This is a genomic window from Asticcacaulis sp. (assembly GCF_051954415.1).
Taxonomy (GTDB): Bacteria; Pseudomonadota; Alphaproteobacteria; order Caulobacterales; family Caulobacteraceae; genus Asticcacaulis.
Genome location: NZ_JBQCHT010000027.1, coordinates 1 through 12,775, shown reverse-complemented (window position 1 = coordinate 12,775; position 12,775 = coordinate 1). Strand labels below are relative to the sequence as shown.

At 59.8% G+C, this 12,775-nt stretch carries 15 protein-coding genes and 2 tRNA genes; 10 read left to right on the top strand and 7 right to left on the bottom strand.

The window, feature by feature from the left end:
• Positions 1–739: tRNA glutamyl-Q(34) synthetase GluQRS (gluQRS, locus tag ACTHND_RS09745; protein ID WP_440177752.1), on the bottom strand; the 739-nt coding region annotated here is incomplete at its 3' end.
• Between the two features lie 181 nt (positions 740–920).
• Here gluQRS and ACTHND_RS09740 point away from each other — a divergent pair.
• Genes ACTHND_RS09740 through ACTHND_RS09730 form a run of 3 tightly spaced genes read left to right on the top strand, consistent with a single transcriptional unit; the run spans position 921 to position 3,102 of the window.
• Entirely contained in the window at positions 921–1,481 is a 561-nt protein-coding gene (locus tag ACTHND_RS09740; protein ID WP_090648385.1) for an HNH endonuclease, read from the top strand.
• A 46-nt stretch (positions 1,482–1,527) separates the two neighbouring features.
• Positions 1,528–1,857, top strand: a complete 330-nt coding sequence (locus ACTHND_RS09735) for a hypothetical protein (protein WP_440177751.1) — start codon at positions 1,528–1,530, stop codon at positions 1,855–1,857.
• A 3-nt stretch (positions 1,858–1,860) separates the two neighbouring features.
• Complete coding sequence (locus ACTHND_RS09730) at positions 1,861–3,102, top strand: hypothetical protein (RefSeq protein WP_440177750.1); 1,242 nt, start codon at positions 1,861–1,863, stop codon at positions 3,100–3,102.
• Here ACTHND_RS09730 and ACTHND_RS09725 read toward each other — a convergent pair.
• The 4 genes from ACTHND_RS09725 to ACTHND_RS09710 are packed head-to-tail and all read right to left on the bottom strand — an operon-like array spanning position 3,074 to position 6,127.
• On the bottom strand, positions 3,074–4,345 hold the full coding sequence (locus tag ACTHND_RS09725) for an NRAMP family divalent metal transporter (RefSeq protein WP_440177749.1): 1,272 nt from the start codon (positions 4,343–4,345) through the stop codon (positions 3,074–3,076). The genes ACTHND_RS09730 and ACTHND_RS09725 overlap by 29 nt on opposite strands.
• 51 nt (positions 4,346–4,396) lie before the next feature.
• Positions 4,397–4,963, bottom strand: coding sequence for a demethoxyubiquinone hydroxylase family protein (locus ACTHND_RS09720; protein WP_440177748.1), 567 nt, complete (start codon positions 4,961–4,963; stop codon positions 4,397–4,399).
• A gap of 10 nt (positions 4,964–4,973) precedes the next feature.
• Positions 4,974–5,534 carry a disulfide bond formation protein B gene (locus ACTHND_RS09715; RefSeq protein WP_440177747.1) on the bottom strand — a complete coding sequence of 187 codons (561 nt, stop codon included), beginning with the start codon at positions 5,532–5,534 and terminating at the stop codon, positions 4,974–4,976.
• Between the two features lie 11 nt (positions 5,535–5,545).
• Complete coding sequence (locus ACTHND_RS09710) at positions 5,546–6,127, bottom strand: YqaA family protein (protein WP_303830944.1); 582 nt, start codon at positions 6,125–6,127, stop codon at positions 5,546–5,548.
• A gap of 233 nt (positions 6,128–6,360) precedes the next feature.
• Between ACTHND_RS09710 and ACTHND_RS09705 the strand changes: the two genes are divergently transcribed.
• The 5 genes from ACTHND_RS09705 to ACTHND_RS09685 all read left to right on the top strand — a co-directional run bounded on the left by ACTHND_RS09705 (position 6,361) and on the right by ACTHND_RS09685 (position 9,001).
• A complete protein-coding gene (locus ACTHND_RS09705) occupies positions 6,361–6,822 on the top strand; it encodes a MarR family winged helix-turn-helix transcriptional regulator (protein WP_303830945.1) in 462 nt (153 codons plus the stop codon).
• 95 nt (positions 6,823–6,917) lie between these two features.
• On the top strand, positions 6,918–7,652 hold the full coding sequence (locus tag ACTHND_RS09700) for a hypothetical protein (RefSeq protein WP_440177746.1): 735 nt from the start codon (positions 6,918–6,920) through the stop codon (positions 7,650–7,652).
• 2 nt (positions 7,653–7,654) lie between these two features.
• Positions 7,655–8,494 (top strand): hypothetical protein, encoded by an 840-nt coding sequence (locus tag ACTHND_RS09695; RefSeq protein ID WP_440177745.1) that lies wholly within the window; start codon positions 7,655–7,657, stop codon positions 8,492–8,494.
• Positions 8,495–8,558: 64 nt separating this feature from the next.
• A tRNA-Leu gene (locus ACTHND_RS09690) sits at positions 8,559–8,643 on the top strand.
• Positions 8,644–8,848: 205 nt separating this feature from the next.
• Positions 8,849–9,001: an Arm DNA-binding domain-containing protein gene (locus ACTHND_RS09685; protein ID WP_440177744.1), complete on the top strand. Its 153-nt coding sequence runs from the start codon at positions 8,849–8,851 to the stop codon at positions 8,999–9,001.
• A gap of 639 nt (positions 9,002–9,640) precedes the next feature.
• Here the strand turns inward: ACTHND_RS09685 and ACTHND_RS09680 are convergent.
• Positions 9,641–10,324 carry an NAD-dependent deacylase gene (locus tag ACTHND_RS09680; protein ID WP_440177743.1) on the bottom strand — a complete coding sequence of 228 codons (684 nt, stop codon included), beginning with the start codon at positions 10,322–10,324 and terminating at the stop codon, positions 9,641–9,643.
• 136 nt (positions 10,325–10,460) lie between these two features.
• Between ACTHND_RS09680 and ACTHND_RS09675 the strand changes: the two genes are divergently transcribed.
• Positions 10,461–10,646: a hypothetical protein gene (locus ACTHND_RS09675; RefSeq protein WP_440177742.1), complete on the top strand. Its 186-nt coding sequence runs from the start codon at positions 10,461–10,463 to the stop codon at positions 10,644–10,646.
• Positions 10,647–10,649: 3 nt separating this feature from the next.
• On the opposite strand, the gene ACTHND_RS09670 is transcribed toward ACTHND_RS09675, so the two are convergent.
• Complete coding sequence (locus tag ACTHND_RS09670) at positions 10,650–12,407, bottom strand: gamma-glutamyltransferase family protein (protein ID WP_440177741.1); 1,758 nt, start codon at positions 12,405–12,407, stop codon at positions 10,650–10,652.
• Between the two features lie 200 nt (positions 12,408–12,607).
• Here ACTHND_RS09670 and ACTHND_RS09665 point away from each other — a divergent pair.
• Positions 12,608–12,684, top strand: a tRNA-Arg gene (locus ACTHND_RS09665).
• Positions 12,685–12,775: the final 91 nt, after the last annotated feature.

Below are 12,775 nucleotides of genomic sequence, written 5' to 3'. Positions count from 1 at the left end.
CGCGGTAATCACGCAGGGATTTCGAGCCCTTGCGCTTGGCGAGGCGGCGGCCCTGATCATCGAGCAGCAGGGCGTGGTGGTGGTAGTGCGGCGTCGGCAGGTCGAGCAGGGCCTGCAGCAAAACCTGCGAGTGGGTGGCGTCGTAAAGGTCGCGGCCGCGGATAATGTCCGTGATCCCTTGGCGGGCGTCATCGATCACGACGGCGAGATGATAGGCTACGCCGATATCCTTGCGGCCCAGGATAACATCGCCATTGATGGCCGGATCGGCCTTTTGGCGTTCGCCTTTTTCGGGGAAAGATAAAGCCTCGTAACGCGTGCCGAGATAGTCGCGTGCCGCTTCCAGCGATAATCGCCAGGCTGGATTGGCCGAGGCAGGTGAAGGCGCGGCATCGTCCGCCTGGGGGGCGCTGAGGGCCGCTTCGGCCTCGCCCTTGCGTGTACGGGCATCGGCATAGAGCAGACCCTGGTCTCTCAGCTTTTCCAGCGCTGCCTGGTAATCGGCCAGATGCTCGCTCTGGCGCAGTACCGGCTTTTCCCACCCAATGCCCAGCCAGGCCAGGTCTTCATAGATCGCCGCCTCGAATTGTGGGCGCCTGCGCGTATGGTCGATATCTTCGATGCGCAGGATGAACTCGCCGTCCGCCGCCTTGGCCGCTGCATAGGCCGTGAGTGCGCTGAAGGCATGGCCGAGATGCAGGTAGCCGGTCGGGGAGGGGGCGAAGCGGGTGCGGTACATGGCTATGGTTTAACGCGATGCCGCAAAAATTTCATAAAAATTTGCCGTTTCCTTTTGCGGGAATCGGGCTCAGAGTACGCATACAGCCTGATTTATGACTGCCTGCTTTTTCATGAGGAGGATACGTCTTCAAACAGTTCGCTACCTGTACCGTGCTTCATGCCGCGTGTTGGAGGTCGACATGCAGGTTCTGAAAAGCCCGCCGTCGGATTGGCGCGCGCTCGTGCTCAACGCCGATTTCCGGCCTCTGTCCTATTACCCACTGTCGACCAAACCCTGGCAGGACGTGGTGAAGGCTGTCTTTGAGGATCGCGTCGATGTGGTCTCGACCTACGACATCGAGATTCACTCCCCCTCGATCAAGATGCGCCTGCCGAGCGTGGTGGCCCTCAAGACCTATATCGACCAGAATCGCCCGCCGGCCTTCACGCGTTATAATGTCTTCCTGCGCGATGAATTTTCCTGCCAGTATTGCGGCATCGACGAAGACCTGACGTTTGATCACGTCGTGCCGGTCAGCCAGGGCGGCAAATCGAGCTGGACCAATATCCTGACGGCCTGCGCCCCGTGCAACTTGCGCAAAGGGGGAAAAACACCCCAGCAGGCACGCATGATGCCGGCAAAAAATCCACACCGGCCGACAATGTATCAGTTGCAGGAACTGGGGCGGCGTTTTCCCCCTAACTATCTTCACGAAAGTTGGATAGACTACCTGTATTGGGATACGCTACTGGAGGGCTGAGCTTCCGGCGTACCGGGGGAATACCGGCTTGGGCGTGGCATAGGATATGTCGTCTGAAAAACCATCACCCGTGCGTTTCGTCATTGATGAACGCCGTTTTGGCCTTGTGTCGTTTCCGCGACCCAGGGGGCGGGCGCGTATTCCTCTCGAACCCTTGCAGGGCGCGCTGGAGGCCACGCTCGGCGTGCGCTTTGAAGTGAAGCGCGAGCGCCTGTTTGGCCCCAAGGTACTGAGCTTTATGTATATGGGCGAGCGTGTGAAGATCCGCCTGCTGGAAACCGGCGACGCCCAGATCGATCTGGCGACGGTCGATGACGATGTGCGGGAAATCATCCTGGAGCACCTGCGCCAGAGCCATGATTTCGAGGCCAACTGACGCATGGACGCGCTTTCGGTCCTGCGGCGCCTGACCGCTTCCAAGCCGCTTCTGCTCCTGTTCATGCTGTTCTGCGCCTGGCCGGTGGTGGCGGGCATGTACCACATGATCACCCACCATGCCTGGATGATGATGGATATCGACGCCGTTCTGTGCGGTGCGCGCACCCTGGCGGCGGGCCATTCGCCCTATGCCATCCATCCGCCGACCTGTGCCGGCGTCCGGCCAGCCGCCTATGTCTATGCGCCGCAGGTCGCTTATCTGTTCATGCCTTTCGTCGAGCATTTCGGCATCAGTGGCGCGCGCACCCTGTTTCAGTGGGTCTTGCTCTATCCGGCGACCCTGTTCCTGCTGTGGTTCGCCCTGGTTAGGCCGTTCGCCAATATCGATATCCGCTGGCGTTGGCTGGCCTTTTCCGGCCTGACCGCCATGACCTTTCTGTGCGCCAATGTCGGCATCGTCATGCACGCGCTTGTGCTGGCCAGCCTCTTGCTGTTCCGGCGCAAGGACACGGCACAGACGGATATGAGCCAGCCGGATTTCTTCCTGGCGCGTTTGCCGTTTACCGTGGCGGTGCTCCTGTGTTCCTGCGTCAAGCCAACCTTCCTGGCCTATTTCGTCATCTTCCTGTTCGACGATGTGGCCTTGTGGCGGCGCGGATTGGCCTTTATCTGGCGGGCTGTCGCGGGCGTCGGCGTCAACCACCTGATGGTGATTACCGATGGCCATTTCGGCAAGGCCTGGCAGCGGACGCTACATTCCGTCACCCTGGCGCGGCAGCCTGGCATGGGCTGGTTCGAACTGACCAATCTCGTTTTCCATGTGCCGGGCAAATCCGACCTGAACTGGCAACTGGCCCTGGGCTTCATGATCGTCATGGGACTGGCGGGCATGGCGATCGCGCAATGGGGCAGGCTGGAGGAAGACGAGCGCCTGCTGTTCGGCATGGGTCTGGTGCCGCTGATGATTCCGCGCATCCTCGATTACGACATGATCCTGATCGCCCCCTATGCCGCCTTGCTGATGGCAGTGGCCTATCGTATCGGCGGCGGCATATTCCGCTTTACACTGTCGTGGCTCTTTGTCGGCTGGATGGTCTGGGGCGTGTTCAGCTTTATCTTCGATGTCGATTTCTGGCACCGCACCTCAATGGCCATGCTGCTGTTCGGCTGCCTGACGGTCATTGTGGCGGGGCGTGTCGCCGTATCCGGGCTAACTACGCAAAGAATTGAAAATACAGCATAAAACCGGCCGCGGCGGTCATCAGCAGGAAGGCCAGTCCGCCGAAGATATTCGACCAGGCGCCATTGGTATATTCCCCCATGACGGCCCTGTTATTCGAAATATGCAGGACTATAGCAATGATAACCGGCGAGGTCAGGCCATAGAGAATGGCCGACCAGATCAGGGCCTGGATCGGGCTGATGCCGATATAGTTGATCCCCAGCCCGACCAGCAGCGACACAATAATCACCCCATAGAAGGCGGGCGCTTCGTGCAGGCGCTTGTCCAGCCCTTCCTGCCAGCCGAAGGTCTCCGAAATGATGTAGGACAGTGACCCGCTCAGCACCGGAATGGCCAGGAAGCCGGTGCCGATGATGCCGATGGCGAACAGATAATAGGCGCCCGCGCCGGCGATAGGTTCCAGGGCTTTCGCCGCCTCTTCCACAGTGTCTATTTCGTGGATGCCGGCATTGAACAGGACGGTGCCGGTGGTCAGGATGATGAAATACATGACGATATTGGAGAACAGCATCCCCATATCGACATCGAACCCGACCTCCTGGATATAGCGTTTGTCCACCACGACATGGCGGTGCTTGACCGTCTCGACCTCCATGGTGGTCTGCCAGAAGAAGAGATAGGGCGAGATGGTGGTGCCGAGAATGGCGACCAGCACACTGATATAGTCCTTGTTGAACTGGATGGCGGGGATGAGGGTGTGCCGCGCCACCCCGGCCCAGTCGGTCTTCACCAGGAAGGGCACGACGAGGTAGACCAGCAATATGGCGCACAGCCATTTCAAAACCGCCGCCATGCGCGCATAGGGCAGGACGATAATAGCGATCAGCAGCAGGGCCGTGAAAACGACACTGAAAATCAGCGGACTGACGGCCAGAAAGATCAGGTTGGCGACGGCGCCCATGCCGGCGATATCGGCGCCGATATTGAGAACGATGGCCGGAAAGCTGAACAGAACCATCAGCCACAGGACGGGCTTCGGATAATTCTTGCGCAGGATGCCGGTCAGGCCCTGCGTGGTCACTACGCCGATACGGGCGCACATTTCCTGAACGGCCGCCATCAGCGGAAAGGTGATCAGGGCGGTCCAGAGGGTGGTCAGGCCATATTGCGCCCCGGCCTGGGAGTAGGTGGCGATGCCGGAAGGGTCATCATCGCTGGCGCCGGTGATGAGACCGGGACCGAGCAGGTTCCACAAGGCTTTCACACCTTTTGGCTTTTCCTGTTGGATATCCGTATCCGGCATAAGGGCTCCGCGTGTCTGTAACAGGCTGCGAACACGAGCGTGCCGGTTCGCCTATATTTTTTCGCTGATCTTGATGGCGACCCGGCATCCGGTTTTGATAAGCGCCGAAAGCAGCGGATACCCGGCGGCTTCGCGCGCGCCCTGGTCGACGGCACGATCGTGATGGCCGATTTCATCCTGGCGGAACTGGGTCAGGCGCTGCGCCAGCGCCGGGTCAGAGGTTTCCAGCTCGGCGATCTGTTCGGCATAGTGATCGGCGATGACGTCTTCCACGGCTTCGGTACAGGCATGGGCCGCTTTTTCACCCAGCAGGGCCGTGCCGACACCCAGGCCCAGCGCTGCCAGGCGCCAGAGGGGCGTCATGGCCGTGGGGCGGACCTGTTTCTCGTGCAGCAGGCGCTCGAAAGCATCGAGGTGAACCTGTTCCTCGCCCTGCATATGGCTGAACTGTTCGCTCAAGGCCCGTTTCGGCGTATCGGCAAAGACCATGCTCTGGCCTTTGTAAATCTGCACGGCCGCCAGTTCGCCGGCATGATCGACCCGCAGGATTTCTTCCAGCCGGCGGCGTGGGGCGCCATGGCCGGGGCGGGGCGGGACGGGTTTGGCGGTCGATATCATGGGTGTGAACTCAATAGGGCCGGCTGGAACGGTACTTCGCCTTGAAGCGCATCGAAGCCAGCAGGCTCAAGGCAGCCAGGATGGTAGAGATAATGGCATTGTAGCCGGCCATCGACAGGCCGAACATGCGCCATTGCGCCACATCGCACATGGGTGCGCTCGAAGACGCACCCGCTAGGAAGGCGGCCATCTGGTCGAGGCTGATTTCGGCGCCGGAGGCGGTGCAGCTTTCAGGGCCGTGCCACCATTTCAGTTCGACGCCGGCATGGAAAAAGGCCAGGGCAGCGCCGGTCAGGAAGATGGCGAACAGCACGAACGAAAAGACGCGCGGCGGGCCCTTGGCGCCGGTGAACAGCGCCCAGACGCTCGCCACCAGCGAAACGCCGACCGCGATCCAGTAGATGTCACGCTGCTTCAGGCACAGATGGCAGGGGGCGAGATGGCCGAACAACTGGAACGACCAGGCGGTCGCCAGCATGGCCAGGGAAATGACCAGGGCGGTGATGCTCCACCAGCGACCGAAGGCCAGCATGAACTTCTTGGCGAACCTGTTTGATTTGTGCGCGGTCATGAAGATTTGGTCTAATGAGGAATAAATTTGACAGCGAGTATGCCGGCCACCAGCAGCCCGACAACTATGGTGCCGACCAGATAGAAGCGCTTTTCCATCAGTTCGGTGATTTCAGGTCCGAAACGCTTTACCAGGGCCGCGACCGCGAAGAAACGCAAGGATCGGGTCAGGGCCGAAGCGATAAAGAACCACACGAGGCTGAATTGTGCAAGGCCGGCGGCGATGGTCACCAGCTTGTAGGGAATGGGCGTCAGCCCCTTCATGAAGATGACGCCGACGCCCCATTTGGCGAACCAGGCATGAAACTCTTCCAGCCCCTGCGGATGGCCGAACAGGGCCAGAATCCAGTGGCCGATGGGCTGGGCATAATAGCCGATGGCGTAGCCCAGGAAACCGCCCAGCACCGAAGCGACCGAACAGATGAAGGCCGTACGCCAGGCGCGTTCCGGCTTGGCCAGCACCATTGGTATCAGCATGGCATCGGGCGGGATGGGGAAGAAGGAGGCTTCGGCGAAGGAGACGACGGCGAGGACTTTTTCGGCATGTTGGGTGCCGGCCAGTTTCAGCAGCCAGTTATAGAGACGACGCAGCACGGAGGCTCCTTGGATAGGGTCGGGCAGACTGCCTTATCAGGTGTTCCGCGCCTTGTCGCCTGCATGACGCGCGGCAGGCGCAAAAAAGCGCCGTCACGTCGCGCAAAAGTGACATTTTCAGTGTGCGGAAGGCCCTGGCATTAGGTTAATTAGACAATCCCTTAACAATAACTCATTTGTAATTGGTCTGGCCGCAAGGCACATAGTAGCTTCCCTACGAAGGATTCGGATTAATGTCTCAAGATTCGCTGCCTCTCGACGAATACATGCCTTATCGCCTGGCTGTGGCCTCCAGCGCCGTCAGTGCCCTGATCTCGACGGCATATGAGAGTCTCTATGGTCTCAAGATTCCAGAATGGCGCCTGATTTTTATTCTGCGCGAAGATGGTCCGACCACGCAGCAGGCGCTGGTCAAGCGCGCCGGCATGGACAAGGTGACGATTTCGCGCGCCGCCCAGGCCCTGGCCAAGCGCCGGCTGATCACCCGCGCGCCCCACGAACATGACGGCCGCTCGCACCACCTGATCCTGACGGCCGAAGGTGAGCGGCTCTATGCCGATGTCGCACCGGCCGCCGCCGAATATGAGCGCATCATGCTGGCCGGCTTCACGCCGGAGGAAGTGGTGCAGTTCAAGAAGCTGCTGCGCCGTGTCGAGGAAGCCGCGCTGAAGGCGCATACCGGCGCCGAAGGCTGATCGCTTCGCAAATTAGGCGTTGTGGACTCGCATCCCCTTTGGCAATCTGTTAACCTTCCGGGGTGAAGGCAGGCGCGTGAAAGGGAGGGTTCATAATGCACGGAAATTACGACGCTCCCGATGGGCCGGATCCCGTTGCCCCGCCCAATGATTTTCCGTCCGATCCCGTTTTCTATCATGATGCGCCGCTTCTGGCCCTGCTGGTCTGGGGCGTCGTCATGGCGCTCGTCGTCTGGGGCGTATATCGCATTGTCCGGCGCAACCGGTGGGAAAGCTTCTTCGCCCACGTTAAAATCGTGAAACTGGTTGAGACTGCCTCGCGCCTGGCCCAGGCCAGGGCCTATGAAACGCCGGGCACGCTCAGCCCGGACGTGATCGGTCTGGTCAATGCCATCAGCGGTGAAACGCGTCGCTGCGGCAAGGAAATCCGTAACGAATACAGCAAGCTGGAAAAGGCCCTGAGCGGGGTGAAGGAAGTCGATGCGCCGGCCGGTTATGGCATAGGCGGCATAGGCGAAAACTCCGGCACCATCATCAATATCGCGGTCAATAACAGTCCGAACGGCCAGCCGTTGGCCGATGCCGTGCAGACGGGCGTCCATAACGGGCAACCGGTCGCCCAGATCGGTGCGCCTTTCGCCCAGCCGCCGGCGCCGCCGCTCAGTCACCAGGCGCGGATATACAAGGCCCTGAACGCTCTGCACGAGGAATGGAAAAGCACACGCTCCATGGCCGGCCTGTTTGAGGATGCGCGCATTCAGCTTATCGATACCCCCGTCTGGACGCCGCCCCTGCTGCCGCGTGTCGGTGAGCCTGGGGGCCGGGGGTAGATATGGCGCTTTTCTTCCTTGATTCGGATTTCAACGGCCCGTTCAATGACGCGCCCCCCGATCCCTATTATGCCGATGTCGGCGTAAGCTACTTCGATCCGTTTCTGTTTTATGTCTTTCTGGCGCTGATGGTGACGGTGGTCATCGCGGTCGCTATCGGCGCCTATATCGGTCGGCGCCAGGCGGCCATGCGGCTTGACGAGGCCAAGCGCCGTTCGGTCGATCATATCTATGACAGCATCCGTTATCGGCTGAATCAGGCGCTTGAGGCGCGGGGACTGGCGATCATCGAACGCGCCGCCCTGGTGCGCGACGAGGTGCATAACCGTCTCGGCCATGTCATGGCCCTGGTCGATAAGCCCGGCAAGAGCCTGGCCGAGCTCGAAAAGGCCCTGCCGCCGCCGGAACCGCCGAAGCCGGAAAAGCCAAAGCCCAGCAAGGTCAAGATTTCCATGTCGGCCGAAGAGCAGATGATTGCGGTATGGGAAAGCCTCAATGCCTTCCGGGTGTTCTGGAGTAACGAGGACTATGTGAAGAGCCTGATCCGCGCCGCTCAGGACGAATTGGCGCGGACCGATTCCCTGGCCTATGTCCGCCAGTTGGAAGCCCAGTACCTGCCGTCCCCCGAGTTGGTGCGCTGGCGTCCGGCCTGGCCTCTGGCGCGCAAGAAGGGCGCGGAGGCGGTGGTGACCGAGGCGCTGAACGATGCCGACAAGGCGGGCGCGGCACCTGTTGTTGCGGCCACGCCCGAACCCCAGCCTGAGCCTGATCCGACGCCGCCCCCTGCGCCAAAACCGGACCTCAGGAAACTGCCGGCGCACAAGCGCAATATGCTGGCATAAAAACGCCCTGTTTGGCTCTTGCACGGGCGATGAAAAGCCTTTATCAACCCGCTTCCTTCCCTGCGCCCCTGTGGTGGAATTGGTAGACGCGCCGGATTCAAAATCCGGTACCGAGAGGTGTGTCGGTTCGAGTCCGACCGGGGGCACCAGGGCTACGTCCGCCAATGTGCGTTGATGTTTGAAAATCCCTTAAATATATGGCATATTCGCGGATAAGGCGTCCGGAATTGTGCCCATTTGTCCATCTGTATCCCGGAAAATTGGGGGTATAATTGGCGGTACAAGTTTGGATACCCCCAGATTAGTCCCCCCAAATGTGGGGGTATCGTCCCAGACCCTGAAGTGGTGGTACATATGGCCTTGACCGATACGGCAATTCGCAACGCCAAACCAAAGGACAAGCCTTATAAGCTCTCCGATGATGGTGGGCTGTTCGTTCTGGTCGCGGTATCGGGCAGCAAGCTTTGGCGTCTGAAGTATCGTTATGACGGCAAGGAAAATGCATAGATTTAATCCAAAGCTGTGGATGAAAGGGTTTTCGACCCCTTAGAATAAATCAACACATGTGGGCAACTGGTGTCCAATATTATCCAAAATATTGATTTGATAATTACATTGATCTTTTTAAAGGATGACCAAAACGGCAAAGTAGAAGATTTGGGTTCATGCAGCCACGAAAGGATTCGCATGTCTACCCAAGTTGATAAAATCGCGTATCACATTGATGAAGAATGTAAGAGTTGCGGTTTAAGCCAGTCATTCATTTGTGAAAAATTAAGGGACCGTTCTTTGAAGTCGATAACCCGCGAGAACTGATCAATGGCTTCCAAATGCGCAGCAGTCAGCTGCGCCGGGATAAAAACTCACCGCACCTAGACTGTGGATGAAATATTTCGCGCGCTGAGCGCGGCCCCCATAACCATAAGGCGCTGGCTTAGGGCCGGCTTGCCCAATGTCAATGACCAAAAGTCCGTCCTGATCGCTGGCGCGCACCTCATTGAATTTCTGGACAATCGCAAAGCTCCCCCGCCAGCATTGCCGGCCGCATGAATGCTACTGCGTCAAATGCAAGGCGCCCCGCGATCCGACCGAACGCATGGCTGAATATGTGCCCCTGTCCATCACCGCTGGCAATCTGCGCGGCCTTTATTGTTGCGACAGAAATCGCCTTGCATAATCCGGCACTACCTGCGTGGCTGGCCCCAAAATCTTTTCATCGAACAGGCTGTGGCCGAGCGACGGTTCGAGATTGAGCTCAACCGTATGGGCGCCGGCGTGCTTGGCCGCCGAGACGAAGCCCGCCGCCGGATAGACATTGCCCGATGTGCCGATGGAAAGGAACAGGTCGCAGGCATCCAGCGCGCGTTCGATACGATCCATCTCCAGTGGCATTTCGCCAAACCAGACGATATGTGGGCGCAGATCCGATTCAACCGGAATATCGGTATGCCAATCCTGTACCGCGCCGGTTATCACATGGCGGGCCTTCAGCAGTTCGCCGTGCATGTGCAGCGGTGGCGGACTGCCTGCCGCCGCATGGGCGCGATCATGCAGGTCATCGACATTCTGCGTCACCACCAGCACCTCATGGGCCGGATGCGCCGCCAGCCGGGCCAGGGCATGGTGGGCGGCATTGGGCTGGACCTCGGCCAGTTGCCGGCGGCGTTGGTTATAGAAATGCTGCACCAGCGCCGGATTGGCGGCAAAGCCTGCCGGCGTCGCCACGGCCTCGACCCGGTGGCCGCACCACAGGCCATCCGAGGCCCGGAAGGTCGGCACGCCCGATTCCGCTGAAATGCCTGCACCGGTAAGAATGACGATCCTGCTCATGCTGCAGGTTAGATAGCGCCCCGCGGCTAAGTCAAATTCTATTTAAAAAGAGAACCTAATGGAGATTTTACACGACTGATGTCCCTGATGAATACATCGCTTTGGCCATCATGCCGCCCGATTCAGGGAGAGAGAAATGGAAGGCCACGCTGAATTCGATCGTGAACAGGCCCTGGCCGATTATCTAGGCTTCCTGCTGCGCCAGTACAGGGCGGGGCTTATCGATCCTGATGACTATTACGCACGGCTGCTGCTCGTGCTTGACGCGTGGGACAATCACGCGGTCAATTTTCAGGCCCTGACCGCTTTTAAGTTGCGGTGAAAGTTAGGGCCTTGTATCGCCTCTGATCACCACGCCCTCGCGGCGCGGATCGCTGCCGCCATCGAAGGTGCCGTCGGGCTGGCGCAGGATGCCGTTCAGGCCGGATTCCTCGTCGGCGAGGGGAGACAGCCTGTACCCCATGCCCGTCAGGCCATCCCAGACCGCCGGTTTCATGCGTGCTTGTTCGATGCGGATGGTATCGCCGCGCGCCACCACGATCGGCAGGTTGATGGCGTCCTGCATGGAAAGATGCCAGTCGAGAATGCCGATCAGGGTTTTGAGATTATAGGCCAGGATCGCCGAACCGCCGGGCGAGCCGACTGCGGCGATCACCTTCTTGCCGGTGGAATCGAAAACGATCACCGGCGACATGGATGAGCGCGGATGCTTGCCCGGCGCCACGCTGTTGGCCGCCGGCAGGCCGTCCACCGTCTGCGGGCTGAAGGAGAAATCGGTCAACTGGTTATTGAGGAAGAAGCCGCCGACCATCCGGCCGGTGCCGAAGAAGCTCTCGACGGTTGTCGTCATGCTCAGCACATTGCCATAGGTGTCGCGGATGACGAAATGGGTGGTGCCGCCGGGCTCCAGTGTCTTGTCCATCGCCACCTTCATCGACAGGTCGCCGGGTTTGGGCGCGGCATTGGCCCTGCCCACCTGGATCAGGGCCGAGCGCGCTTTCAGATAATCCGGATTAAGATAGGCGTCCTGCTGCGCGGTGAAGAGGGCCGTATCGGCCTCGTACTGGTCGCGGTCGGCATACATCAGGCGCGCGGCCTCAATGACCACCTGCCACGACCGCGGATCATGCACGCCCCATTCGGCCAGCGGCTGGGACTCGGCGATCTTCAGACCCTGCAGCAGGGCAATGCCGCCGGAAGGGGCATTGTTCGAGCAGACGATATAGATGTGATAGGTAATGCAGACCGGCCGACCGGCATAGCCGCCGGTTGTGGCGTAGGGAACGGTGGTGGTGACCTTGACCTTGTAAGCAGTCAGATCGTTCAGGCTCATGCCGCCGGGCAGGGGGGCTTCGTGGGTCTTTGCGACAATGGCTTCGGCGATCGGCCCTTGGCGGAAGACTTCGCTGCGCTGGCTGGCGAAGGCGCGCAGGGTTTCGGCGTAGGCCGGATTTTTGATCACGTCGCCGGTCTTGCGATAGCCGCCCTGGCCGTCACCGAGATAGGCGATGAAGTCCGGCGTGTGCTTTTCGGCGAAATCGGCTTTTTGCAGATAGTTTCCAAGGCGTTTTGTCACGGTGAAGCCGTTATCCGCGAGGGCCGTGGCCGGGGCGAACAGGCTGCTCCAGTCCTGGTTACCGTGATCCTTCTGTGCCTGGTCGAGCAGGAACATGGCGCCGGGTACGCCGGTGGCGCGGCCGGAGACCACCGCATCCCTGAACGCCAGCGGCTGGCCATCTGCGCCCATGAACATATCGGGCGAGGCGGCGGCCGGCGCCGTCTCGCGGCCGTTATAGTCGCTGATCTTGCCCGTTTTGGCGTCGTAATAAAGCATGAAGGCGCCTCCGCCCAGGCCGGAGCTTTGCGGCTCGACCAGGCCCAGAACGGTCTGGACCGCCACGGCGGCGTCGGCGGCCGTACCGCCGCGCCTGAGCACATTCATGCCCGCCTGGGCGGCCTCCGGCTCGGCGGCGACCACGATGGGCTCCACGCGTGGGGTTTCAGCCGCAGGGAGAGCGGCGCATTCCGTCAGAACCAGCCCTGTTGCCACAATGACGAGCGATTTCAGGGACGGGTAACGCATGACGGTATTCCTTTAGACGACACAGTTAGGCGGTATTGGCAGGCTCTATATAGGACTGTGACGCCCTCAGGGCAGGGCCATCAACAAAAAATCATCAATTCGGTGGAAAAAGTGCCGATCCGGCCTTGCCTTATCGAAACCGTTCAACTAAATGTCCGCCCTCGCTGTCAGGGATCGACCTGACGGACTTGAATGTGCAGGCACTCGTAGCTCAGCTGGATAGAGCATCAGACTACGAATCTGAGGGTCAGGAGTTCGAATCTCTTCGAGTGCGCCATTCAAATCAATGACTTAGACGAAAAAAGCGGTGCAATTGCACCGCTTTTTTCGTCTGTAAACCGCTGTAAAAACATGTTGAATTTGCGGTA